We start from the raw sequence: 25955 nt of genomic DNA, 5'->3' as shown, positions 1-25955 counted from the left end.
CTCCCTGGCATTAACGGTTGCCCATCCGGTTTCTATATTCTGTAGGCGTCCTCTGCTCCAGCTTCTCAAATTGGGTTACGAAATAATCGGCATTCTTGAAGCCTACCTGCTCGGCAATTTCATAGATTCGCAGGTCGGTCTGCCGCAGCAGCTTTTTGGCTTCTGTGATGCGCAGCTGGAGCAGATAGTCATTGAAGTACATGCCATATTGTTTTTTGAACACTTGGCCGAGATAGGCTGAATTCATATAAAACTGGTTCGCGATATGTTTCAGATTCAGATTTTCATGGAAGTTTTTATCCACGTAAGACTTGATTCTGTACATCCCGCTGCTGCCGTAGCTCTGGTACAGCCCTTGTATCCACTCTGCCGCTTCCAGTGCAAAGGCTTCAAATAAGGAACGCAGCTCCGGCAAAGTAATGTTATGATCATGCCAGTTCATCATCGGCACAAGGCTCACCAGCTGCTTCTCATCGCCCTCCATGCTCCGGATGGTGTGCAGTACACTATGGACGCATTGAATGGCCACCGCCTTTATCGCTTCCTGGGAGACCATTTTCTCCTGAAATTCTGCAAACAGCTTGCCGATAGCGTCAAGCAGCTCCCCTGTCTTATTCTCCTCAATCGCTTCTATTAAAGTCCGGAATACCTCATGGCTGGCATGGGTATAGTTCAGCTTGATGCCGGCAATATCCGAGAACAGCAGAATGGGCTGAGCAGGCCGGACATATTTGTACGCAACAGTCTCCTTGGCCGAAGTATAAGACTGCTTCAGCTCCTTAAGCGAGCTCACCGGACTGCCCGCATACGCTTGGAACTGCAATGGAAACCGCCGGTAGATCCGGCCCAGACAATCCGTGAGAAAGCTGCGCAGCTCACCGTCATGCTTCCCTACATAGTGATCAGGCACAATGAAGCCGAAGGACCGTCGGTGCTCATACACTATAGGAACCTCTGAAGTGAAATGCTGCACCGCTTGCCGGATCGCTTCCTTCAGCTCCGCCTTCACTGGCACAGGCTTGTCACTCCAGGGAAACACATTGTTGACCTCCAGCAGGACGTAGGTGAACTGGCTCGCTCCCGCCTCTGTCCACTGCCGCTCCCAAGCCTCCAGCGCTTGGTCCATGGGCTCCCCCCGGATCAGGGCTTCTATCCGCTGCTCCCCTTCATGAAGATGAAGCCGGTCCTGGACCTGCTGCTGAGCCGAGAATTCATCGCGGAACTTATGAAGCGCTTTCACAATCTCATGCTCGTTAATCGGCTTCAGCACATAATCGAGTACACCGTACCTTACAGCCTGCTGGGCATAGCGGAAATCATTATACCCGCTGATAATAATAAATTCGGTCCCGAGCTGCTCCTGCGTCACAGCCTCAATCAGCCCAATGCCGTCCAGGATCGGCATGCGGATATCTGTGATCACCAGATGCGGCCGTCTGGCGCGGATTAGCTCCAGCGCATCCTCCCCGTTATCCGCCTCATCAATAATCTGGAAACCGCTATCCTCCCAGTCAATCATCTCGATCAACCCCTTGCGGACAAACAGCTCATCGTCAACAATGATAATCCCGTACATTCCGTATTCACTCCTCCATTAAAGTCGATTGCCGGCAACTCCGAAACAAAAGAACCCCCGGCCTGTGTGAAGGGTCAAGGGTTCCTGGATTGTAGGGAGACGCTTATGCGGTTAGCCAGACCTACAGTCTAGCCTACGATTACTTCCATTGATACCTGCTTCAGTTCAGGCTTCAGGTCCTTATCCTCTGTGAGATCCAGAACCGGAGCACCGTCAATGTCAAAATGCACCCGGCGCAGGCCGGAGCTTCGCGGTCCGTCTATTCCCGGTCTGGCATGATAGGCATTCCAGATGACCCCGTCCTCGTCCGTCACGTAGGAATTATGGCCCGGCCCGTATTCTCCCGGCACACTTCTGGAGGTCAGCAGCGGATAATTGCCTTTGGTCCAGCTCTCTATATCCAGCAGATCCGCCCCCTTATCTGCAGTCAGCAGACCGACTACATAGGTGGCATCCACCGCTGCGCTGGCAAAGGTCAAGTAGAGCTTGTCATCCGCATAGAGGGCAAACGGACCTTCATCCACGAAGGTATGATTGTTGGCCCAGCCATAATCGGGCCGGGTCAGCAGCACCGGATCACTGGTCAGCTTCCATGGCTCCTGCGGATCAATGGTTGCAATATAGACCCAGGCTCCCAGATCTACAGGCACGAACTGGCGCTCTGACCATGCCGCATAGAGTTTCCCGTTCCAGCGGATGACCGTCATATCCAGAGAAATCGTCTTGCCCGCTTCGCACAAATACGTGCCGTCCTTCTTCACCACACGCTCCGGCATCGACCAGTCCGCCGCATTCATCGGATGACCGCCTGACCGCAGCTTCATCACATGCGACTCTTCATAGAAGAATTCACCAGAGGTTGCCGCATGAAAAATATACAGCTCATCTTCAATGACATGGAATTCCGGTGCCCATAGCAGACCGCGGATCTGTTCATAGGTGGATGAATCGAGAATCAGCGCTTCTTCAGCCGTTACCAGTCCGGGGATCGTATCCGCTTCCCTCATATACAGTGTATGATTCTGATCCGCATCATTGGTGGCAATGAAATAATATTTCCCCTTCCATTGTGCAATGCACGGGTCCGCACGGTCAAGTGCGATTGGAAATGAATAATGCTCCTGATGAATCTCCCCGGAAATTCTGTAGGTTCCTGCCTGGCTCCAGTCGATGGCGTCCGTATTCCAATTCACTTTTTTGGACGCCTGTGTACCATCGCTGTATAGAGCCGTTGCCCGGACACCCTTCACTTCCTCAACCGAAGCCGCACTCACACGGTCCGGTACCACGACAGCAATATTCTCTGGAACCGTAAGCTTGCAGTAGAGTCTGCGCTCGATCTCTGCGGAGACGGAGATCACATTGCGCGGCAGCATCCCTTCGATATCAGCAACCACGGTATCCAGAGTGAACGGCTCTGCTTCCTGCGGTGCCGAGACATTCTGAAGGCTCATGAGGTCAGCGATGAAATTCTCATAGCCCTTACCCTGCTCATCTATCCAACTGATCAGGTAACCGTTCCGGTCCGGATCATATGTGCAGGAGACATCGCTTACAAAAGTATCGGCCTTAAGCTCCAGCAGTCCGACCTCGCTGTATTGCAGCAGATCGGCGGAGGAGAACAACAGCACCTTCCCCTTGCTCTGTTCGTCGGCTTCGCCGTCTGCCTCCGTACGCACGGCAATTACGCCGTATTTCCCGTCGGCTAAATGGAAGAGGTACGGATTCTTCAGGCTCTTGGCCCGAAGTGTCCCGTCTTCATTCTCTGTCGCCTTGGCGAACAGAACACCCGAGTTATGATTCAGTTCCTGAAACTGAACCCCGTTCGCGCTATAAGCCAGATGCATGCTGTGGGCAAGTCTCGCAGCGTACACTATATCCTCCTGCGGCAGCCTTGTATAGCAAAGGATCTGTTTCCGATCTTCGTTTGGTTGTGGTATCATTAATCAATAACCTTCCTTCAAATTGATAATTTCTAATAAACAGTAATATAATCACCACTGTCATAATTCAGTTTCACCCATAATATACACTATGAATTATAGAGATTCACCGGAATTCTAACAATGATATTTACTGACCATTAATTGATCTATCCGAAGAAAGGAGAAGCCAATGCCCTCAATACACTACGTTGAATATGACGCTGCGCATCAGCACGATTTCGTGTACAGCATACCGGAAGGGCTGGATGCCTGGCTTCTTGTCCTGACACAAACTCCGGCGCTGTTTGAAGTGAATGGAGAACTGCAGGAGTATCCCGCTCACTCTGCTGTCCTGTACCCGCCTAAGCACAACATCTATTACCGCGCCTGCTCGCGGAAGTATGTGAATGACTGGGTCCGCTTTGATGCGGATGAATCTTATATTACAGAGACCGTCTTACCGGTCGGTACTCCATTCTCGTTGCCGGACCCCGGCTATTGCCATCAGCTGTTTCAGCTGCTGACGCTGGAGAACTCCTTCCAGAACGATTACCGGGAGCTATCCATTGACTACCTGTTCCGGCTCTTGTTCAATAAGCTGTCCGAGGCGTCCCAGGACAAGCTGACTCCGCAATACTATAACCTTCTGGATCTGCGTAAGACGCTGTACAGCAACCCCGGCCACCCCTGGACCGTGTCCTCTATGGCCGCGCATCTGCACATCAGCACCGGCTACCTGCAGACCATCTACAAATCCACCTTCGGGATCTCCTGCATGGAGGATGTCATTCACTGCCGGATTCGGCTGGCCAAGGAGAGGCTCGGCTATGGCCAGCACAAAATTGCGGAGATCGCCTCACTCTGCGGCTATGCGAATGTTGAGCACTTCTGCCGCCAGTTCCGGCAGCTTACCGGATTCTCCCCCCGGGCCTACCGCGAGAAGCTGGCTGCCAAACAACCGCTTCCCAGGGATGAGGAATAGGTTGCTCCTTGGGAAGTAAATAGGTTGCTCCCCGGGAGGTGAACTGGTTGAGCCTTACTGGGAGGTGAACTACATTGAGCCTTAGATGGTGGGGGTGTGAGGACAGACTCCAACTGTACGCGAATTCATCCTTACTCCAACTGTAGGCGAATCCATCCTTACTTAGATTAGGTTAGATTACCGTTCCCGGATACATTAGCTGTCAGTCACAGGGGGCATCGGAATACATTAGCTGTCAAGCTATCCACGGGGAGCATCCATTCAGCATCATTAATTGGATAAACGTATCTTAATTTGGATGTTACGCAGCATTTGGAGGAATTAATTGGATAAATGTCATTTAATTTCAAGCATTTCTCAACTCCGACAGATTTATAGCAAATTAAGTGCTGTTTATCCATCTGCTATCCGGCACAGGCTCCTCCGCTCCTTAGCAAGTGGAGAATATCCAACTAGCTTGGGCTCGGGCTCGGGCCACGGCCACAGGCGCAGCCACTCCTACCAAGGCCGTTCCCTGCCTCACTTTAGCCGCTATAATCCATTTAAGTACAAGTCAACTGGAACAAGCCGCATATGACCAAAAAACAGAGCAACGATTCCTCCAATCAGGAGAATCGCTGCTCTGTTTGACCTGACCCAATTCCCTTATTCTTCAGCCGCACCCAGAATCGGCAGCGCTGCATCATCACGGATAAACAGCGGAATCTGCTCCAGCGGGGCGTCTGTCATGATGGCCTGTCCCCCGGCAAACGTATTGCCGGAATAGACATGGGTCCACTGTGATCCCGATGGCAGATACACCTTACGTGCTCTTTCACCCTCACTCAGCACCGGGGCGACCAGCAGATCAGGACCGAACATATATTGGTCTTCGACATCCCAGGCTGCCGGGTCCTGAGGGAAATCATAGAACAATGGACGCATCGGAGGTGTACCCTTCTCATGGGCAGCTTCCATGAGCCCACGGATATAAGGCTTCAGCCGCTCTCTCATCTGCATGAATTCCTTGAAGATGGCATAGGCCTCTTCCCCGTAGCTCCACACTTCATTATCCGAGCCGCTTCCGCACACGCCACCGCCACGCGTACCGGTTGGCGGAACAAAAGGCTGGCGGTCTCCATGCAACCGGAAGACCGGAGAGAACGCGCCATACTGGAACCAGCGCACCATCAGCTCGCGGAACGAAGCGTCTGCCGGATTGCCGCCGTGGAAGCCGCCGATGTCCGTGGTCCACCAGGGAATTCCGGCCACGGCCATATTCAGACCGGCCCTCACCTGAATCGCCAGAACCTTGAAGCTGGAGTGGATATCTCCAGACCATACTAGCGCTCCGTAGCGCTGGCTGCCTGCCCAGGCGGTACGCACCAGATTGATGATATTCTCCTGTCCCTCAGCGGCCATTCCGTCATAGAAGGTCTGGCTGTATTTCACCGGATAGAGATTTCCGATCTGCTTGCTGGAGCCGATATGATAACGGTAAATATCATGGTCATAGACGGTCAGCTCCGGCTCCGCCTCATCCAGCCAGAATACCTTGATCCCTTTATCATAATAATTCTGCTTGATCAGCCCCCACAGGAACTGGCGGGCTTCAGGGTTGGTCGCATCAAAGATAGCATTTTGGCCCAAAAACTGAAATTGTGTCCGCACCCCACGGTCCGAACGGAGCAAATACCCTTTCTCCAGCATCTCCTGATAATTCTCGCTCTCGGTCTGCACTGTCGGCCATACCGAGACCATCAGCTCAATGCCCATCTCCTGAAGCTCCTGCACCATAGCCTCAGGATCAGGCCAATATTCGGGATCAAATCTCCAGTCTCCCTGATTCGTCCAGTGGAAGAAATCAATGACGATAACGTCAATCGGCAGATTCCGCCGTTTATGCTCTCTGGCCACCTCCAGCAATTCCTCCTGCGTGCGGTAGCGGAGCTTGCATTGCCAGAACCCCATACCGTAATCCGGCATCATCGGAACGGTTCCCGTTGCCTTGGCATACGCCTCCTCGATCTCGGCAGGCGTATCCCCAGCAGTGATCCAATAATCCAGTTGTTTGGACGACGGGGCGGTCCATTCTGTAACATTCAGACTGAAATGCGCCTGCCCGATGGCCGGATTATGCCACAGGAACCCGTAACCGGCGCTTGACAGCACAAACGGAATACTGATCTGGCTGTTGCGGTGAGTCAGCTCCAGCGAACAGCCCTTCAGATTCAGGAAGGAATGCTGGTATTGCCCCATGCCGTACAGCTTCTCTAACGGATCGGCTTCCAACCGTAGCTTCACAGAGAAATCGCTGCTGCCGGGAACGGCAGCAAGCTCTCTGCCGCCATATTTTAACTGATACGTATCTTCCGTTTCGTTAAGCAACAGCTTGCCATGCTGGTTATAGAAGAAGATCTGGCCCTTGCCTGTCATCTCCGCCCGGATATTCCCATTCACGATGGTCGAACGTTCTTGGGTAATGGTTATCTTGCTTGAGGTCTGCTCTGCCGGCAGAAGCGCCCACTGTTCATCGGTGATCTCTGAATACGAAGCCCGGATACGCAGCGAATGCTCTCCCCAAGGCTCTATCCAGACTCTCTCATGGTCATATTCTCTGATCAGTCTGCCATTCTCTTCACGAAACATAGCGTGATCCCTCCAACAGTTCTATAATAAGGTTGCAACCACATTATAAAGAGTGCGAAGCCGCGATACTATACATAAAAGTACGCATCTATCATACGATATTACGTTTTTGTGGAGGGATTAAGATGAGTGTAGCTTTCGAGGACAAGCCTTATCCATGGAAAAAAGAGCACACGGAGATTCCCGAGGGCCTGTTTCCCATCAATGTGTTTCATATCTGCTTTCCGGACCGCAGCATCATTCCGCCTCATTGGCACGACCATCTCGAATGGATTCTAATTACCAAGGGCAGCTTCCGGGTGCAGGTCGGTCCTAGTTCCAGAGAACTTGTGGAAGGGGAGCTGGCCTTTGTCGGCCGGCCCCAGATCCATGCGGCCTATCCTACAGAAGAGGGCAGCGAGCTGTATGCAGTCGTCTATAACGAAGCTCTGCTGAACGGGATGAGAGATCTTACCGAGCTTCAGCACATCCGGCCACTGCTCTCCGGCGAGATCCGGCTGCCCGCCTTTTATAGTTCGGATCAGCCGGTTACCCGGCGGATAAGAGCATGTATTGAACAGATCGTGTACAGCTATCAGAACAAAAGCCCGGGTTATGAATTATGTATCAAAGGCGGCTTGTTTTCTTCCCTGGGTCTTGCTTATCCCTTGGCAGAATTCAAAGCACCGCCTTCTAAAAAAGACCGTCAGGAGACAGGCATTCAGCCTTTGCTGATTCATCTTAGCAACCATTTCCATGAACCACTGACTGTGGAGGAAGCCGCCCGGATCTGCTGCGTGACCCCCAACTATTTCTGTCACCTGTTCAAGAAAAACACTGGAAAAACCTTGATTGAATATGTGAACATGCTGCGGGTATACGAAGCCTGCCGGCTGCTTCAGCTTCACCAGTATCCGGTTCAGGAGGTGGCCTTCCGGGTCGGATTCTCCAACCTGACGTATTTCGGACGAATATTCAAACAGAACACTTCCATGACTCCAAGCGTTTATGCTACCCGGTTCAAGACCCGGACTTAGCCCTGCCTGCGATAACGGAAATAATCGAAATCGGCATAACCGCCGGATGACCCGGTTGCATAATTGAACAAGCCCATCCGGTAGCCCATGAAATGATCCAGCGTATATTTCATATGAAGCGTCCCGCCAATAGCCTTCCAGACCGCCCCGTCCGCCGAATAGAAGAAATGGGCCTGGTCCACGCCATCTTTGAAATTAAAATCGATTCTGAGATATATCCTGTTGCCGGTGAATGGAATACTCTCCACCGTCTGCGGGAAGCCGTCACCGCTGTTAACGCACATGCTCACGCTGAAGCCGCCCTGCTCCAAGGCGGCAGCCTCGACCGTCCCGTACCCGTTCTGCAGGGCAACCAACCCTGCCCTGTCGCCGGTCTGCATGCCTGAGAGGTCAATCAGGGTCTCCGCACTGCATGCCGGACCCTCCGTCCGCTGGGTCAGCGTATTGCGCGCCCGCAGGATGCTGTCTGCTGTGCGTCCGGTGCGCAGCCGCAGATAACCCGGCCGCTCGGTGAGCGACCATAGCCCGTTGTCAGGATTATGGTTCCACTGCCAGTTCAGCGCCAGCCGGTCGCTGCTGTATTCGAACTCATCGCTGATCACCAGCGGTTTCGGCTCACCCGCAGGTAGCTTCGTCTGGAACACTTTAGGCGCTTCACCATTCTCCCCGATCACCGGCCAATCCTGCTCCCAGCTTACAGGGAGGACACAGGGAATCCGCCCGACAGCCCCATGATCCTGGAACAGCACTGCGTACCAGTCTCCGTCCGGTGTATCAATAATGCCGCCTTGCGCGACACCGTTATTCTGGTAGCCCAGATCATCATCCAGAACAACCCTCCACTCGTAAGGACCCAGCAGCTCCCGGGAACGGTAGCATAGCTGGCGTCTGCGCTGATTGCCGGTTCTCGGCCATTCAATGAAGAACAGATAATAATAGCCGTTCCGCTTATGCGCATGACAGCCTTCAATCCGCAGGCCGATGTCTTCCCGTTCGCCTTCCAGCAGCAGCAGATCCGTTCCGCTGGGCTTCACAGCCGTCAGATCCGCTGTCAGCTCCTTGATCCGGATGTCCCCGTTGCCATAGATCACATAATTGCGGTTATCTTCGTCCAGCAGCAGAGCCGGGTCATGATGGAGTCCTGGAATGACCGAACGCTCCCAAGGTCCCTGCTCGATGTCTTCCGTCCGGTAGATATAGAACTGGTCCATATCATTGGAGGAGAAGCATACATAGTATACCCCATCCTTATAACGGAGGGAGGCCGCCCAAGAACCGCTGCCATATATTCCTTGGCCGTCTTCCAGCCGGTGGGCCTCGTGATCCTCGAAGGTGTCATAGACATAATTCACGATTTCCCAGTCGTACAGATTCTCCGACTTCATAATCGGACAGCCCGGCATGGAGTGCATACTGGTGCTGACCATATAGAACACAGGGCCGACCCGGATGACATCCACATCCGGGACATCTGCCCACAGTACAGGATTGGTGATGGTGGCGATATTCAATGTATTAGCCCCCTTGAGGTTAGTTATGCTTCTGCCGTGAATTGCCAAGCTGCCAGCTTGAACAAGCCCTTGCCGCTCGCGCCCGTGAATACCAGATAGAGTGAATGCACTCCTACAGCTCCATGAACCTCCGTCTTCAGCTCCGTCCATTCTGCCCCGTTCGCTGCAGGCACGGACAGTTTGCCGGCAAGCGGGCCTGCCGGTTCATCGAGATGCAGCTCCAGTACACCACCGGCTTCAAGACCCAGAACCGAAGCCAGGAACGTCTCTGCTCCCCGGCTCCCGAAGTCCACTCCGGATAATCCGATCCAGCCGCCATTCTCAATATCCGTTACAACCTGCTCTCCTCCCGCAGTGAGGAATGCTGTCTTCACCCCTGCGCTCCAGCCCAACGTTGCCGCCGGAATGCGTTCATACGGATTCAGTGTGCCAAGCTGCTGCACGCCCTCATAGTCAGCTTGAATCTCCTGAATGGAACCGTCCTCAGTATGAGTCAGGCGGTTAAGATGCGTGGAGCGGTAGCCGTTCGCAATCCCTTGGGCCTTGGACAAGGTCTGAGCGTGATAAGCAATATACCAGCTGTCATGAAATTCAAATACCGCATGGTGGTTGTTCCCGGAAACTCCGAAGAAATGTCCCGGATTCTTCAGGATCGTCCGCTGATAAGTCCAGGGACCCATGGGACTGTCACTCGTCATATAGGCGATCTCTCCCGCAGGAGGGCTGCCCTCCGGCCGTTCACCGTCATAGAAGTTCGAGCAGTAAGTATAGTAGTAGACACCGTTCCGCTTATGAATCCCGGCATCCTCGAACATGAACGGGGCCGGAATCACTTCGGCAGTACCCACTACGCTGGTCATATCCTCACCCAGTCTCATCACCCGGGCTGTGCCCGGCTCTGCGAACTGCCCTTCCGGGACACCGCCTCCGAAGTAAATGTAGCCCTTGCCGTCGTCATCGACCAGAACGGCCGGGTCGAACAGCCAGGTCACATCTTCAACCCCGGGCGTGGAACGCAGAATCAGCGCTTCCCCGATAGGGTCAACCCATGGCCCCACCGGACTGTCACTCGACAGAACCCCAATTCCGCTGGCATTATTGGCGAAGTACAGGAAGAACTTGTCCTTACCGCCAATCACCTTATGAACCGCTGCCGGTGCCCAGGACTGGGTAGCCCACTTCGCTGCGCCTTCCGGTCCGGCCACGGCAATCGCGCCATGATCGGTCCAGTTGACCAGGTCGGCGGAAGAGATAACGGTAATGGTATTGATACTGCTGTAAGAGTTCTCTTTCACCACGCCGCTCTCATCATATTCCAGCGCGTCGTTGGTCATGTACAGATAGACTCTGTCCCCGAATACCAGGGCGTAAGGGTCAGCTCCGTATCTGTGTGCTACAAGCGGATTACCGTTAGGCGGTACCTTTCCGGTAGCCTGATTCAGCTGAGTTGTCATTTAATTCCCTCCCACTATAAATTAATATTTTCTCTTGTTTGCTCACTCGTTCTTAGGTTTTCAGCCATGGACAGGTTGAGAGTTGGAGAAGTCATGTAAGGATGACATTATTTTCTTGCAGAGCCGGTGGCGGGAATAGAGGTTGGGGGGATTGTCCCCAGCCCATGGATCGTTCCTGTGATCGCACTTTGGATATCCACACCTGTCTCTTGACGGCTTACCCTCCCATGTCACGCGGGGTCTTTGCCCTTACATTCCTTCGTTCTGCCTCTCAAGAGGTGGACGCCGTTTCTTGCTCCTTTACAGGGTCGTTGCCCTTATGGAATTAGTTCCTGCGGCTGCTCCGTGCTTCTTTTGTCTTTGGTGAAACCTACTTCAATGAGCAAAATGAGTTTGGTTTTTCTTAGGCTGCCATCTGTAGCTGGGCCTGACGGACCGGCCCTAACACGCTGTTTGCATCGTATGGAATGTGCTTCGTCCCGAGCGTATGAAGCACGCGAATAAGTTTCCCGCACAACGCCACAAGGGATTGCTTTTTCTTCAGTGGATTCTGACTTCGTGTCGTAAAATACTGGTGCAGTGCCTTGAATTCGGCGTTCTTTGCTACCATGGGCATGACCGCCCGGAACAGCAGGGCCCTCAGCTTTGCACGTCCACGTTTGGTAATACTGGACTTGCCCTTTTTCTTTCCCGAACTATTCTCTTTGAGATTCAGTCCGGCCAGCCGAATAATCTGCTGTCCATGCTCGTAACCACTCAGATCGCCCACTTCCGCCAGGAATCCCGCTAACGTCACTACAGCCACACCGGGCACGGTAAGCATCTCTTTCGTGCCTGGAATTTGCCCTAGTAGACGTTCTACTTCGGACAGAATCTCTTCAAGCTGTCTGGCGAACATGTCATACTGCTCCAGAAGTGTTTTAATCTCGATCTTTGCTGCAGGAAGACCTTCGGTCAGACCGATAGAGCCTCTCGCCGTCTCGACCAGCAATTGGGCTCGCTTCGTTCCCACCGCTCGTTTCACGTCTTTCTTCCACCGCTGAGCGATGGCTTCTGCACCGAGTCCTACGATCTCACCCGGCGTCGGAAACTCGTCTAGAGTAATAAGCGAGGCTTTTCCTTCCCAGTCTTTAAACACCTCAGTGTATTCCGGGAAAAAGCGATCCTGCCAGTTCTGCACCCGCCTTTGCACCTGCCCGAGGTTCACCATGATCTTCTCCCGAAGATTCATGAGAATTCGCAGATCTGCGTAGATACGCGTTGGCAATTTAGGTTCGCTGTATTTCCCATTCCGCACTAAATCGGCAATGACTTTAGCGTCTTTATAGTCGTTTTTCGTGGGTGAGTTATCTTCCAGTTCTTTGCTTTTGTGTACATGATGCGGATTGACAATGACCAAAGGAATGCCGTGCTGTCCCAAATACTCGGCCAGGTTAAACCAATAGTGTCCGGTAGGCTCAATGCCAAAGAGGACGTCGCTCTTGGCATGCTCCCGCTGAAGCTCCTTCATCCACTGAACCAGTTGCTCCAGTCCGGTACGGGTATTTGAGAACACACAATCCTTTCCGAGTTCAATCCCCCGGTAGTCGATAGCGCGAGCCACATGGGTTTCTTTCGCAATGTCTGCGCCTACGACAAGGGTCTTGTCGGAAATTCGTGTAATCCGTTGATTCTGCTTCTTCGATTGTTTATACTTCATGTTGAGTGCCTCCTGTGCTGGAATTGTTCTTTGGCGGAACGTTTCCCAGTATACAGTTGGCGCTTTTTTCATTCAAACCTCAAATTAATTCATTACAGGAATGGCTCCATTATTGATTAAGATTGCGAAGCCGTCAGACCGGCCAGCCGTGTGAATGAAGCCTTGGGCTGCTTCTGCTCGTCGAACAGGAACGGCCAGTTCTTGCGTCCGCGGACCGGGAAGCCGTCCAGCCAGGTATAATCATCGGCCACGCCCCAGAAGGTCACCGAATCAATGGAATCTTTGTATTCCAGCAGGAGGGCGAAGATCTCCGCATATCGCTCCTCCTGGAGCCTCAGCATCTCTTCTGTTGGCGCTTTCAAGTCCGTGCGTTTATCGTCATGACGGAACATCGAGATATCTAGCTCCGTGATCTGAATTTTGAGTCCCAGAGAGACGTACAGCTCCAGGGCGCTGCGGATTTCTTCAATGGACGGGCCATAGATATTCCAATGCCCCTGCATACCTATGCCATGGATCGGCGTATTCTGATCGAGCAGGCTGCGGACCAGCTTGTGGATTTTGACGCTTTTGACAGGATCGGTCTCATTATAGTCGTTGTAGAACAGAAGAGCGTCAGGGTCCGCCTGATGTGCCATCTCAAAAGCATGGCGGAGATAATCCTCGCCGATCATCTCCAGCCAGCGGGTCTCCCGCAGATATTGATCGGATTTATCCTCAATAGCTTCATTAACCACATCCCAGGCGTAGGCCCGTCCCCGGTAACGCCCCACAACCGTGTTGATGTGAGTCTGCAGGCGGGTCAGTAATTCCTCTCTGCTGCAAGGGCCGCCCTCTGCATTCCGGAACATCCAGTCCCCTGTCTGATTATGCCATAGAAGCGTATGTCCCCGGACGCCGATTCCATGTGCCTCTGCGAATTCAAAGATACGGTCCGCAGCATCGAAGGTATAGCTCCCTTCCTCCGGCTGAAGCTCTACCGGCTTCATTTCATTCTCGGCAGTAATACTGTTGTAATGCTTGGCAATGAAAGAACCCTGAGCAGATATAATGCCAGTACTGACGGCAGCCCCTATCTTGAAGGCATCCCGGAACATTTCATGTAATGCAGGAATTTCGCTGCTGGCTTGCTTCATCTTTTCTAACCTCCTGTGAATCACAATTTTAGGACAGCTATCTCTATCATAACGGATTTGAATGCGTTTACCATCACCATAGTAAAGACTTGGACCCTAATAAATAAATGGATGCCCTAGCCTTGTTCAGATTGGGCCTGTTCCCGGAATGCTACCGGCTTGAGTGCCGTCCGCTTCTCGAACTCTCTCAGGAAATGATGATAGTGCACATACCCCACACTCTCCACAATGCTTCTGACGGTGTCGTGAGTTTCGATCAGCCGCTTCTTGGCTGCTTCTATACGCAGATTGTGAATGTACTCCAGAATGCTGATCCCATGCTTTTTGATGAAGGCCTGACCCAGGTACACCGGATTGATATAGAAATGCTCGGCAACCTCTTTGACAGTCAAATGCCTGGAATAATGATCCCTCAAGAAGCATTCTACGCGGATAAGCGGATGCTCGGAGTTGCGTTCCTTGTGCTGCCGGATAGAATTCATACACGTTTCCAGTACGTTCTGAAGGGTGGCTTGCAGGGCTTCCAGCGATTTGGGCTCTGTTCTGAAACAATCAAGCGTGCCGCTCCACTGATCATCCACTCCGCCGAATTCCTTCAGCAATTCCATGCTTCTCAGCATGATATCCATGCTCGTCATCTGAACGACTCCCGGATCTGTCCGGTTCTCCTTGAACACGCCAAACATCTCGTTCAGCTTCTCCAGAACCTTCTTCTCCTGCAGCCTTTCCACAGCGCTTATCATTTCCTCAATCAACTCCGTGGCAGGGAGATTGTAGTTCACCTGGCCCTCGCCTTCAATAGCCGAATCCACCGGACTGCTCCCGCCCGAATAGAAGTAGTGGCGGGCCGCAGCCCCTGCCGCTTCCCTGTAGGAGACAGGCAGCTCGCGCAGTGACCGCACACTTGGCCCGATGCTTACGGAGCCCTTCACACCGCTGAGGGTCAGCCCGGCACATAGCTGCTCCGACAGCCCTGCCGCCGCTTCCGCGCTCTCCACAACGAGCCCGGCTTGATCGCCTGGCAGGTCAATGAACAGGGCACCTGCTGGTCCGGCGAGCTCCCGGCACAGCTCTGAGATATTGCTGCTATGTCCCTCCACATGCAGATACGTCCAGCCCGTGACGGTCTCATCCAGACGGTCCATCTGCTCCGCCGCCTCCTCTTCAGGCTCGGCCCAGTGACCCTCAAGCATGCGCGCAATCGCCAGTGGCAGCAGCCGGCTCGCCAGCATACTCTGCTGCATCCTCTGCTTAACACGCAGCTCCAGCTCATCCGTAATGTCTGTAAGCACCTTATCCCATTCGGCCTCAACGACCGGCTTCAGCAGATAGTGTCTTACCCCATAACGAATGGCAGTTCTAGCATATTCAAATTCGCCGTAGCCGCTAAGCACGATGAAGATCGGCTGCTCCATCTGAAGGCTGCACACGCGCCCTATCAGCTCCAGCCCGTCGATCCCGGGCATACGGATATCGGTAATCACTAGATCGGGCGAGTTTTGTACAATCGCAGCCAGCGCTTCCTCCCCATTCTCGCAGGCCCCGCAGATTTCAAAGCCCAGCTCTTCCCAATCCGTCTGCGTCCGTAAACCCTCTAATGCGATGGTTTCATCATCCGCGAGTACCACTTTATACATGAGATCCCTCCACTATCAGATCCAGGCTCAAGTCCTCGGGAATCCGGATGGTAATGACCGTCTGTTCATATTCGGTGCTCTCAATGCTGAACTTGGCTCTGCCGTTATAGTACAACATCAAGCGTTTATACACATTGCGAAGCCCGACATTTTGTCCGGAATCCTGCTCCGTTTCCAGATGGGACTTGATCCATTCCAGCTTCTCCTTCTCGATTCCCTTGCCATTGTCCGTCACTACGATCAGCAGACCTGCGTCATCCCTCGCAGCGGACACGTGGATTTTCCTGGCCCATTTGACCGACTGCAGGCCATGCTTGCAGGAATTCTCCACCAATGCCTGTATGCTCATCTTGGGAATCCGGCATTTCAGCACCTCAGGCTCAATATCAATTACATAAGAGAACCGGTTCTGAAAGCGGAACTTCTCAATCTGCAGATACATTTCGATAAAAGAGACTTCTTCCTCTACGGTAATAAGGTCATCCTTCCAGCTTAGCAGCCTGCGCATAATCAGAGCCAGATTGCGGATGACATCCGTGACTTGTTCATACTTATATTTCTTGCAAATGACCAATATGGCATTCAGCGTATTGAAGAGGAAATGAGGGTCCACCTGGCTTTCCAGATATTTGAGCTCTGCCCGTACCCGTTCAAGCTCCAGGTCCTTCTTCTGAATCTCCAGCTTATAGACATCATTGATCAGATTGCGGATTTTCCCGGTCATCAGATTGAAGCTGCGGATCAGTCCGCCGATTTCATCCTTCCCCTCATACATATCAATGCTCTCGAACTGTTCATATTTGACCAGCTTCATATGCTTGTAGAGCAATCTGACCCGCAGATTATAGGACCTTATAATCACAATCATGAGCAGGGTAGGGAGGATTATAGTTAATAGAGCAAGAATCAGTGAGACCCTTAGCGCATGGACCATTTCATGATTCACCTTCCGGCCCTCCGGAGTTCCGACCAGCCGCCAGCCCTTTGTGTAGGCTGCACTGCTGAGCGTACGGACAATCTGCTCTGAAGGCTGATCCAGGCTCGTGTCCACATTCAGCAGAGCATTGGCATCCAGCGAGTAGAAGGATTGGCCCGATGCAAGCACGATCCGGTTCTTCTCATCCATCAGCTTGAAATTCAGGTAATCACGCTCCTTCTGGAACAGCTCCTGCACATTGTTCAGCCGCAGATCAATCCGCAAATACTTATTGTAGGGCTGGCCCGTAAAGTTATCCAGCTTGCGGATCAGGCTGACAAACACCTCCTGCTGGGGCGGATTAAGCGGGTTGGTCCCCTGATAGGAGGTTAGAAGCACCTTGTCTGTGCTGCTTGATATTTTTCGGTACCATTCACTCTGCTTATCCTTGTCTGACAGAATGAAATAGCTGCTGCCATTCTGGATCGTCGGATTGGAGGTATATATGCCCATCCAGTAAATATAGGAGTGGAGATTGCTGTACTGCCGTAGCTTGTCCTTGAGAAAATCGTTATAGGCATCATAATAAGCCTCATTATCCGGGTAGGCATAATCCATCATTTCCATATAGGGCCGGTCTGCAGCCACCGTATTGCTGATCGCCACACATTCATTCACGATCTGCATCAGATCATAGACCACCCGGTCTACCGAAATCCCCAGATTCTCCCTCTCCCGTACTTCCACGTTGCGGCTGATCTGTACATAAAAAAGGGCGTTGATGCTGAGTATGGGGACGAGAACACACAGTAAGTAGATAAACAAAAACTTGTATTTGAGCGGAATATCATTGATGAAGGCAGACGGCTTCCGTTTATGCTTCATGCAAGTCCCCTCCTCCCCCTTGATTTAGCTCTTCTTGTATGTGGTAGGCGTAACGCCGTTAAGCGTCTTGAACTTGGCAGCGAACACATCAGCGTCTGAATAGCCCACCCGGCATGAGATATCGGAAATGCACATATCGGTCCGGCGCAGCAGCTTCTTGGCTTCTTCAATACGGTATTCATGGAGATAGTCGTTAAAAGAGCTGCCACAATGCTTCCTGAACCGTTGTCCCAGGTAAGCGGAATTCACATGCAGAATTTTCGCAATATCCTGCAGCTTCAGCTTCTCCTGGTAATGTCCGCGGACATATTCTATCGCAGCGGACACGATCTGGTCCTCCTGCCTGCCGTCCGCAGCCGCAGCGAACCACTCAGCGGCTTCGCACAGCTCCTCCTCCGTCTGCCGTTCCAGCAGGGGCAGACAGCTGGCTGTATACCGGGACGGGAACCATTTTTTCACCCACTGCGCATAATCTCCCCCTTTGGCGGTAATTTCACGAAGCAGCTCTGCTTTGATATTGGCCAGAAAAGCGTCGATCCATGAGCTTGAAGCCACCTCCGCCGAGAATATATTGAACACAACGCGGAGTTGCCCGCTCAGGTGCTCAAGCTTCCCTTCAGTGACGGCTTGCAGCAGCGATCTTCTCAGCTCTGCCGGAAGCATCGCCATCTGAGTCTTATCCTGCTTCTCAAAGGAGCCGGCGGCTTCACTCTCCGGGGCATCCGGCCTGCAGAGATCAGCAGCCAGCGCCTCTTGATAAGCCGAATTCAGAGCCTCCGGTCCGTGAGGCTGAAGGCTTGCTGTGAAACAGACCGGTGTGCTGTACAAGGGTCTTATTTCATCCATCCAGCTTGTGAGCATAGCCGGGTCAAGCTCCGGCCCTTCCTGCGGGGAGACCAGCAAATATCCATGCTTTCCGCTTCCTGCGGTGAACGGATAGACGCTCAGGCTGCGAAGCGGCTCCTTGCCGCCCATGGAAGAGACCTGCTCACGCAAGTGAACGCTGTCCGGCGCTGTTCCATGGACCAGTATACAGCATATCCGCGAGGCGGGGGAGATTCCAAGGCTATTCAGCCCCTTCTGCAGCTCCTCTTCTGTGTTCTCCCTCATCAGGAGCCGGGATACCGTATCCGCCTGCATCAGAGCCGAAAGAGCTTCACGCCGTGAGGACACCTTCCGCTCCTGATGGATTTGGTCGGTTACCCTCTGCAGCGCCTCCGTCAGCTCCTTCTCATCCAGGGGTTTGGTCAAATAGTTGGATACCCCGTACTTAAGCGCCCGCTTGGCATACTCAAAGTCGGCATAGCCGCTGAAGATAATAAACTTGGGCCGGAAAACGCTCTCAGAAGCTCTCTTTATCAGTTCAAGGCCGTCGATGACCGGCATACGCACATCGGTTATCACCAGATCAGGACGGGTACTGTGAATCAGCTCCAGTGCGTCCTCCCCATCCAGAGCCTCACCGCATACTTCAAAGTTTAATATCTCCCAGTCTACCAGGAATCGCAGCCCTTCCAGCATAAGCGGCTCATCGTCGGCAAACAGTACCTTAAGCATTGGATCACCCTCTTTATTTAAGTATTTGGAGTTCTGCAAGGCTCACCAGTATTGAACAGGAGAAACCGCTTCGGCTTCACCCGAAACGGTTATATTATCCATATTTTTCTTATATAATTCTAACTGACAATTATTCTTTCACACTTCCCAGGTTTAACCCTACCACGAAATACTTCTGCAAGAAAGGGTAGACGAACAAAATCGGAACAGCCGTAACGATCGTAATCGCGGAACGGATGGAAGCCGGTGTAACCAAAGCCTGCACCTGATTATTCTGGCCTCCCGCAAGCATGGAAGGATCGTTGTTCGTGCTCATCGTGGAACCCAGCAGCTTCATCATTTCATATTGCAGTGTGCTTAGCTTAATATCCGAGGAAGCATAGAGGAAGGTATCGAACCAGGCATTCCATGAGCCTACTGCAATGAATAATGCAACTGTTGCCAGTACAGGGGTACACAGCGGGAAGATGATTTTCCAGAAAATCCGGAAATCCCCCGCCCCGTCGATCTTCGCCGATTCAGTTAGACTGAATGGAAGACCGCGGATATAGGTCCGCATAATGATCAGGTTGAATGCGCTGACCAGACTCGGAAGGATATAGACCATGAAGCTATGAAGCAGGCCCATATTCTTGATCAGGAAGTAGTTCGGAATCAGGCCGGCATTGAAATACATGGTCAGGATGAACAGCAGGCCGATTTTTTTGCGGAAAATATATTGTGGCTGCGCCAATGCATAAGCCAGCATAGTGGTGAGAAAAACACCGAGCAGCGTTGAGATTACCGTGCGGGATACCGAGATAAATGCGGCATGGTAGATCGTCCCTGAAACAAAGACCGCCTTGTAGTTCTCCAGCGTCCACGAACGGGGCCAGAGATAGATTCCACCGGCCAGCGTGTCACTGCCGTCGTTGAACGAAACAGCCATCGTGTGGAGGAATGGATATAGGGTTACAGCAACCACAAAGAGCATGAACAGCGAGTTCAGTGTATGAAACACAACCGGCTCTAAGCGGCTTGATCCTTTTGCTACAGCTTTCATAAGGGCTTCCTCCTTTAGATTAATCGCTCTTCGCCGAGACGTTTGGCAGTATAGTTGGCCATGAATACGAGAACAACACTGACGATGGTCTTGAAGATCCCTGCTGCCGTAGCCAGAGAATAGTTCCCCATAGAGATCCCGTACTTAATGACGAAGATATCTATGGTCTGCGAATAGTCTATAGTAAGACCGTTGCCGAGCAAGTACTGAAGCTCAAAGCCGGCATCCAGAATATGTCCAATATTCATAATCAGCAGAATAACAAAGGTTGCTTTAATTCCCGGAAGAGTGACAAAACGCATTTTTTGCAGACGCGTAGCGCCGTCGATGGATGCTGCCTCATACAGGGAAGGGTCAATGGAGGTAATCGCGGCCAGATAGATAATTGTGCCCCAGCCGACTTCTTTCCACACGTTGGAAGCCCCGACAATACCCCAGAAATACTTGCCTTCACTGAGCCACATAATCGGTTCTTTAATCAGGTGAAGCTTCATTAGAATGACATTGACAATCCCGTCATCAATGGACAGGGAGGTAGCGACAATACCCGCTGCGATAACCCAGGATAGAAAGTGCGGCAAATATGAAATTGACTGGACGATACGCTTGAAGAACTTGGCTCTGATCTCATTCAACAGCAAAGCCAGGCCGATCGCCGTTACCGTGCCGAGGACCAGATTGATGAAGCTCATGGCAACCGTGTTGCGCAGCACCAGCATAAAGGTCTCATCGGAGAATAAGAATTTGAACTGCTGAAAGCCTACCCACTCCTGCTGGCCGAAGGACAGCGCCGGGCGGTAATTCTGAAAGGCCATAATCCAGCCCCAAACGGGAACATAGTTAAAAATAATTAGATAGATGGCAATCGGCACAGACATGAAAATAAGCTGTTTCTGTATCTTTAGCGTCTTCCAGCTGAGGCTCACACCGATTTCCGGATCGACTTTGCTTCTACGGGTCTTCTGTTTCTTGACCTGTTTGTCCAGTACGGCATCAGACATGTAGTATTCCCTCCTGTGTAATCGTTCTCTCCACTCCTATTTAGGAAGAGCGGGAAAGTTCATTTCCCGCTCCGTTTCAAGCCTTAGTGCCGCTTACTTGACGCTCCATTTTTCGATACGCTGCTGGATGCCTTCATTCATCCGGTCTTCGTAGGCCTTGATGTCCAGCTTGTGGATTTTGTCCACATAATCCTGCCATACGCCTTCGAACTCTGCCGGACTGGCCATAATGGCTTTGGGCAGGAATTTAACCTGAAGGTCATTCAGCTTGGACTGTGCAAGCTGAGCTGGCGAACCATCCTTAAGCACGATGGAGTAAGCCGGGAAGTAGATATAGTTCTCTTTGGGTTCCTTGAAGAATTCAGACCAGGATTTCTTGTTGTACGCCTTCAGAATCTTCTGGTCATACGGCTTCAGGCTGTCGAAGAATTCCTGTGGCTGCGTACCCGGATCTGCTGCATTTCCATCGCTGTACGTACCTTGAATCTTAGGCATATAACCGTGCATACCTGTGATTTTGTTAGCTACCTGCCAGCTTGTCTTGTCTGCGTTTGCCCGTTGTTCCGGTGTCCGGTAGAACGAACCGTCCGCATTCACTTCATAATCCTCACCCTTGACTCCCCATTGGATCGTCTTCTGCCATTCCTCAGTGATCATCTGATCCCAGAATTTGATAATGCGCTCAGGGTCTTTGGCATTGATCGAAATGCCGAAGCCGCGGTTGGTGCCGACCGCTCCGCGGTCACGGTACCACTCCTCAGCACCCGGATAGAGCAGAGGGAAGCCGATGTACGTATCTTCGATTTTGCCCTGGGAGATCAGGGAAGTCTCGCCATCCTGGAAGTTCCAGTGCTGGTCAAACATACCCACAACCTTGCCGCTTGCGATCTTGGCCAGGTACTGGTCATAGTTCTGCACGAACGCTTCCTTGTCCATCAGCCCTTGAGCGTTAATCTCGTTAAGCTTCTTGTAGTAGTCCTTGGCCATATCCTTGTCGGCAAAAATCTGCGCTACATTGTTGTCTACGACCACCGCTCCGTCATTCGGATGTCCTGACAGATGCTCAGGCGCATTCTGCAGCGGGAACACACGCCAGTCGAAGTTAAGCGATTCGAACCCGATGACATCCGGGTGTTTTTCTTTATATTTGGCAATGATATCGAAATATTCATCAAGTGTCTTAGGCGTTGGATAGCCCATTTCCTCCAGTACCTTCTTTTGCAGCCAGAAGCCTGGTCCCTGGTAAGTCGGTTCAGTAATTTTACCTTGATATACGCCATAGCTTGGCAGTACGTAGATGTGGCCGTCACTCTCATCCTTGATTTGGTTCCACACATCGGCATAATGCTTCTTCAGGTTAGGTGCGTACTTCTCAATCAGATCCTCAAGCGGAATGTAAGCTTTGGCATTGATCAGCTTGTCGTCCCCCGACATGATGTCCGGATAGTCACCCCCGGCGATCATGACGCCCAGCTTTTGCTGCAGGTCGCCAACCAGGAATTCCATATTGAAGCTGACCCCGGTTTTGTCTTTCATCAGTTTGAGAATTTTGTTGTCAGGCGTAGGCTGCTGCCCGGGACCACTCATAAATACCGAGAATGTTACCGGAGCATTGTCGTCTCCAGCCGCTGCCGGACTGGCGTTTCCTCCACTGGTGTTATCTTTGCTTCCGGTGTTGCTGCTGTTGTTGCCAGAACCACAGCCTGTAAGTGCCAGTGTGAGTGCTAATACACCGGCTGCAGCGGCCTTGGCTGAACGTTTTGCCGTTTTGTGCATGTTGTTATGCCTCCCCTTTTTGGCTAATCGCTTATGCTAATAAATTCTCCTGTTGATATTTCTAATTATACGTTTTCAGAATGCGCTTACAATTCATAAACTATAGGACTTCCCCCCCGAAAATTCGATTAATGAAAACGCTTGCTTGCTGCGTGGCAACTGAATTTCCGTTCTTTAGCACAGGAGCAGCCGGCGGTTGATGAGCCGCTCCCGGTATTTCACATGACTTAATGCACCTGCTGGCGATTACACGGCTGCAGCTATAAATGAAGAACAAGATAGATAGTTTACACCATTCTTTTGCCTGCGCATATCGGGCGGATTGAGGGGCACTTTTGCTCTTCATTTCTTCCTATCGCCCACTTTCGGCGGATTCAGGGGCACTTTTGCTCCTCATTTCTTCCTATCGCCCACTTTCGGCGGAATCAGGGGCACTTTTGCTCCTCATTTCTTCCTATCGCCCACTTTCGGCGGAATCAGGGGCACTTTTGCTCCTCATTTCTTCCTATCGCCCACTTTCGGCGGATTCAGGGGCACTTTTGCTCCTCATTTCTTCCTATCGCCCACTTTCGGCGGATTCAGGGGCACTTTTGCTCCTCATTTCTTCCTATCGCCCACTTTCGGCGGAATCAGGGGCACTTTTGCTCCTCATTTCTTCCTATCGCCCACTTTCGGCGGAATTAGTGGGATTTATCCCCTTCATTCCTGCGCATTTCCGACTTTCGGCGGGTCTATTTTATAAGCAGAATTTCCTGCACAAACACAGAAAAGGATTGGCGCAAATGCGCCAATCCCCAGCACAATCTTATATAAACATCCACTCTGTCCGCATCTTATTCCCGCAGTCTTCTATAATCATCCACTCTGTCCATATCCTGTTTCCACAGTCTTATATAATCATCCACTCTGTCAGTATCCTGTTACCGCAATCTTCCATAAACATCCACTCTGGCAGCTTCCGGTTCATGCTTACCGGGTAAACGTATAAGAGCTTCCCGCTTCCCCTGTGAACGAAACGGAATCCAGACCCGGGCCTTCGATCCGGCATGGACCGGATACGGTACATGATACTACCGCTTCCGTAACGAGTCCATCGGCCCACGTGAAGTCAAGGGTATAGCCGCCTCTTGCCCGCAGACCCTTCACACTACCCTCACTCCAGCTTGCAGGCAGCGCGGGCAGCAGTCTGATGCGATCCGTGTGACTCTGCAGCAGCATCTCGGCAATTCCCGCGGTTCCTCCGAAATTCCCGTCAATCTGGAACGGCGGATGGTTATCGAACAGATTAGGCAGGGTCGAATGCTCCAGCAATGCCCTTACATTCGTGTAGGCTTTGCTCTCATCCTGCAGTCTGGCCCAGAAGTTAATGATCCAGGCCCGGCTCCAGCCGGTGTGTCCGCCGCCGCTTGCAAGTCTGCGCTCCAGTGTAGTCCGGGCTGCTGCCGCCAGCTCCGGCGTATGCTCCACCGTGAAGGCATCCCCGGGGTATAAGGCGAACAGATGGGAGATATGACGGTGTCCCGGCTCCACCTCTTCGTAATCCTCCATCCACTCCTGAATCTGGCCGTATTTCCCGATTTGCGGTCCAGGCAGACGCTCCAGCGCAGAGAGCAGTTCTTCGCGGAACGCCTCATCCCGGCCGATAATTTCCGCACTGCGGATGCAGGCCTTGAACAACGCTTCAATGATCTGGAAGTCCATGGAGGCCCCGGCGCACAGCACACCCGATTCCCCGCCAGGCAGTTGATACGTATTCTCCGGCGAGACGGACGGGCAGGTAATCAACCGGCCAGCCTCATCCTCTATGAGATAATCCAGCAGGAATTGCGCAGACTCCTTCATGGTATCGTACGCCTGAACCAGATAATAACGGTCCTGGCTGAACTGGTAATGTTCCCACATATGCAAGCACAGCCAGGCCGCGCCCAGCGGCCAGAAGGACGCCGGCAGATAGGTATCCTGCGGAGCGGTATCCGCCCAGATGTCCGTATTGTGATGTGCCGTGAAGCCTCCGCAGCCGTACATCACCCTGGCCGTCACCCGTCCCGGCTCCCGCAGCCGTTCAATCAAATCGAACAGTGGCTCATGGCATTCTGCAAGATTGCAGATTTCAGCAGGCCAGTAATTCATTTGCGCGTTGATATTGATCGTGAATTTGCTGTCCCAGGCCGGGGTGAAGCTGTCATTCCAGATTCCCTGCAGATTCGCTGGCAAGGAACCTGGACGGCTGGAGGAAATCAGCAAATAACGGCCATACTGGAAATAGGTTGTGAGCAGCCCGTGATCCTCCTCCCCCTGCTGAAACCGCTTTAGCCGTTCGCCGGTCGACAGCCCGTGTAGCTGCGGGTTCTCCGGGAGCGTCAGTTCAACCCGCCCATGCAAGCCGCGGTAATCCGCAACATGACGTGCCAGCAGCTCTTCATAAGAGACCCGGCTCAGTTCTTCAAGCTGCCTTTTGGCGTGCAGCGCCGGATCGGGATGGCGGAATGTGGTTCCTGCGGCAAGCAGCAGCGTAACCGAGCTTGCCCCCTCCACAAGCAGATATTCTCCGATGTTGCGGCAGGTGCCGTCTTCCGTAACTGCCTTCAGTACGGCAGCGAAGGAGCTGCCTCCTCGGCCTCCGCATTCTCCGCCCATCACGAGTCCATGGTCCTGCCACTTCTCCGTCTTCTCCAGGTATCTCCAGTTGTGACGGTTGAATCTCGCCTTCAGAGATATTCCATTCTTCCGGTCGGAGGTCAACCGAACCACTATGGCCTGATCCGGGAAGCTCGCAAACAGCTCACGGGTATACCGGACCCCTCCGGTTGAATAGCTCACCCGGGATACGCCGCGCTCCAAATCAAGCTCCCGTCTATAATCCGCAGCCGGCTGCTCATGCCCGCCGAACGACAGCAGCAGCTCGCCCAGCGGCAGATAATGGCGCTGCGCTTCCGGCAGCCCCGTCATCGTCATCGCGGCGAGTTCCTCCGCCTCCTTCAGCTTCCCCTCAAGGATCAGCTTGCGGAGCTTGGGCAGATGAGGCAGCGCGTCTTCGTTGTTGCGGTCACGTGGACCTCCGTACCATACGGAATCCTCATTGAGCTGCAGCTTCTCCTCGGCTACCCTGCCGAAGATCATGGCTCCGAGACGCCCGTTGCCAATCGGCAACGCCTCATTCCATTCCTGCGCCGGTTCACTGTACCATAACCGCTGGCTCTGTTCCATGCTTGTC

Annotated in this window: 16 protein-coding genes; 2 read left to right on the top strand and 14 right to left on the bottom strand. The window is 52.6% G+C overall.

Annotated features, from left to right (window positions below; translation table 11 throughout):
• Positions 1-10: 10 nt before the first annotated feature.
• Positions 11-1576 (bottom strand): response regulator transcription factor, encoded by a 1566-nt coding sequence (locus tag R50912_RS12465; RefSeq protein WP_042235194.1) that lies wholly within the window; start codon positions 1574-1576, stop codon positions 11-13.
• Between the two features lie 128 nt (positions 1577-1704).
• A complete protein-coding gene (locus R50912_RS12460) occupies positions 1705-3450 on the bottom strand; it encodes a family 43 glycosylhydrolase (RefSeq protein WP_231637836.1) in 1746 nt (581 codons plus the stop codon).
• A gap of 241 nt (positions 3451-3691) precedes the next feature.
• On the opposite strand from R50912_RS12460, the gene R50912_RS12455 reads away from it, so the two are divergent.
• Positions 3692-4483, top strand: coding sequence for a helix-turn-helix transcriptional regulator (locus tag R50912_RS12455; RefSeq protein ID WP_042235190.1), 792 nt, complete (start codon positions 3692-3694; stop codon positions 4481-4483).
• Between the two features lie 645 nt (positions 4484-5128).
• Here R50912_RS12455 and R50912_RS12450 read toward each other — a convergent pair.
• Positions 5129-7111 (bottom strand): glycoside hydrolase family 31 protein, encoded by a 1983-nt coding sequence (locus tag R50912_RS12450; RefSeq protein ID WP_042235188.1) that lies wholly within the window; start codon positions 7109-7111, stop codon positions 5129-5131.
• Between the two features lie 125 nt (positions 7112-7236).
• Between R50912_RS12450 and R50912_RS12445 the strand changes: the two genes are divergently transcribed.
• Positions 7237-8127: an AraC family transcriptional regulator gene (locus tag R50912_RS12445; protein WP_042235185.1), complete on the top strand. Its 891-nt coding sequence runs from the start codon at positions 7237-7239 to the stop codon at positions 8125-8127.
• Here R50912_RS12445 and R50912_RS12440 read toward each other — a convergent pair.
• From R50912_RS12440 to R50912_RS12390, 11 genes are all read right to left on the bottom strand, one after another.
• Positions 8124-9638: a glycoside hydrolase family 43 protein gene (locus R50912_RS12440; protein ID WP_042235184.1), complete on the bottom strand. Its 1515-nt coding sequence runs from the start codon at positions 9636-9638 to the stop codon at positions 8124-8126. The two genes, R50912_RS12445 and R50912_RS12440, sit on opposite strands and share 4 nt — an antisense overlap.
• Positions 9639-9661: 23 nt before the next feature.
• Positions 9662-11092 carry a glycoside hydrolase family 43 protein gene (locus tag R50912_RS12435; protein WP_042235182.1) on the bottom strand — a complete coding sequence of 477 codons (1431 nt, stop codon included), beginning with the start codon at positions 11090-11092 and terminating at the stop codon, positions 9662-9664.
• Positions 11093-11495: 403 nt separating this feature from the next.
• Positions 11496-12791, bottom strand: a complete 1296-nt coding sequence (locus R50912_RS12430; RefSeq protein WP_042234001.1) for an IS110 family RNA-guided transposase — start codon at positions 12789-12791, stop codon at positions 11496-11498.
• Positions 12792-12907: 116 nt separating this feature from the next.
• Complete coding sequence (locus R50912_RS12425; RefSeq protein WP_042235180.1) at positions 12908-13927, bottom strand: endo-1,4-beta-xylanase; 1020 nt, start codon at positions 13925-13927, stop codon at positions 12908-12910.
• A 116-nt stretch (positions 13928-14043) separates the two neighbouring features.
• Positions 14044-15564, bottom strand: a complete 1521-nt coding sequence (locus R50912_RS12420) for a response regulator transcription factor (RefSeq protein ID WP_042235177.1) — start codon at positions 15562-15564, stop codon at positions 14044-14046.
• The gene (locus R50912_RS12415) at positions 15557-17365 is read right to left on the bottom strand and encodes a sensor histidine kinase (RefSeq protein ID WP_042235175.1); all 1809 of its coding nucleotides are present in this window, start codon (positions 17363-17365) and stop codon (positions 15557-15559) included. The genes R50912_RS12420 and R50912_RS12415 overlap by 8 nt, the downstream gene beginning before the upstream one ends.
• Before the next feature lie 24 nt (positions 17366-17389).
• Positions 17390-18922 (bottom strand): response regulator transcription factor, encoded by a 1533-nt coding sequence (locus R50912_RS12410; protein ID WP_042235173.1) that lies wholly within the window; start codon positions 18920-18922, stop codon positions 17390-17392.
• A gap of 130 nt (positions 18923-19052) precedes the next feature.
• On the bottom strand, positions 19053-19964 hold the full coding sequence (locus tag R50912_RS12405) for a carbohydrate ABC transporter permease (protein ID WP_042235171.1): 912 nt from the start codon (positions 19962-19964) through the stop codon (positions 19053-19055).
• A 14-nt stretch (positions 19965-19978) separates the two neighbouring features.
• A complete protein-coding gene (locus tag R50912_RS12400) occupies positions 19979-20965 on the bottom strand; it encodes an ABC transporter permease (RefSeq protein ID WP_052416259.1) in 987 nt (328 codons plus the stop codon).
• Between the two features lie 93 nt (positions 20966-21058).
• Positions 21059-22741, bottom strand: a complete 1683-nt coding sequence (locus R50912_RS12395) for a type 2 periplasmic-binding domain-containing protein (protein ID WP_042235169.1) — start codon at positions 22739-22741, stop codon at positions 21059-21061.
• 969 nt (positions 22742-23710) lie between these two features.
• Positions 23711-25948: a glycoside hydrolase family 95 protein gene (locus R50912_RS12390; protein ID WP_442950516.1), complete on the bottom strand. Its 2238-nt coding sequence runs from the start codon at positions 25946-25948 to the stop codon at positions 23711-23713.
• Positions 25949-25955: the final 7 nt, after the last annotated feature.

It is taken from the genome of Paenibacillus sp. FSL R5-0912 (genome assembly GCF_000758605.1).
Classification (GTDB): Bacteria; Bacillota; Bacilli; order Paenibacillales; family Paenibacillaceae; genus Paenibacillus_AQ.
The sequence above is the reverse complement of the archived record's forward strand: the minus strand, read 5'-3'. Positions and strand labels throughout refer to the sequence as shown.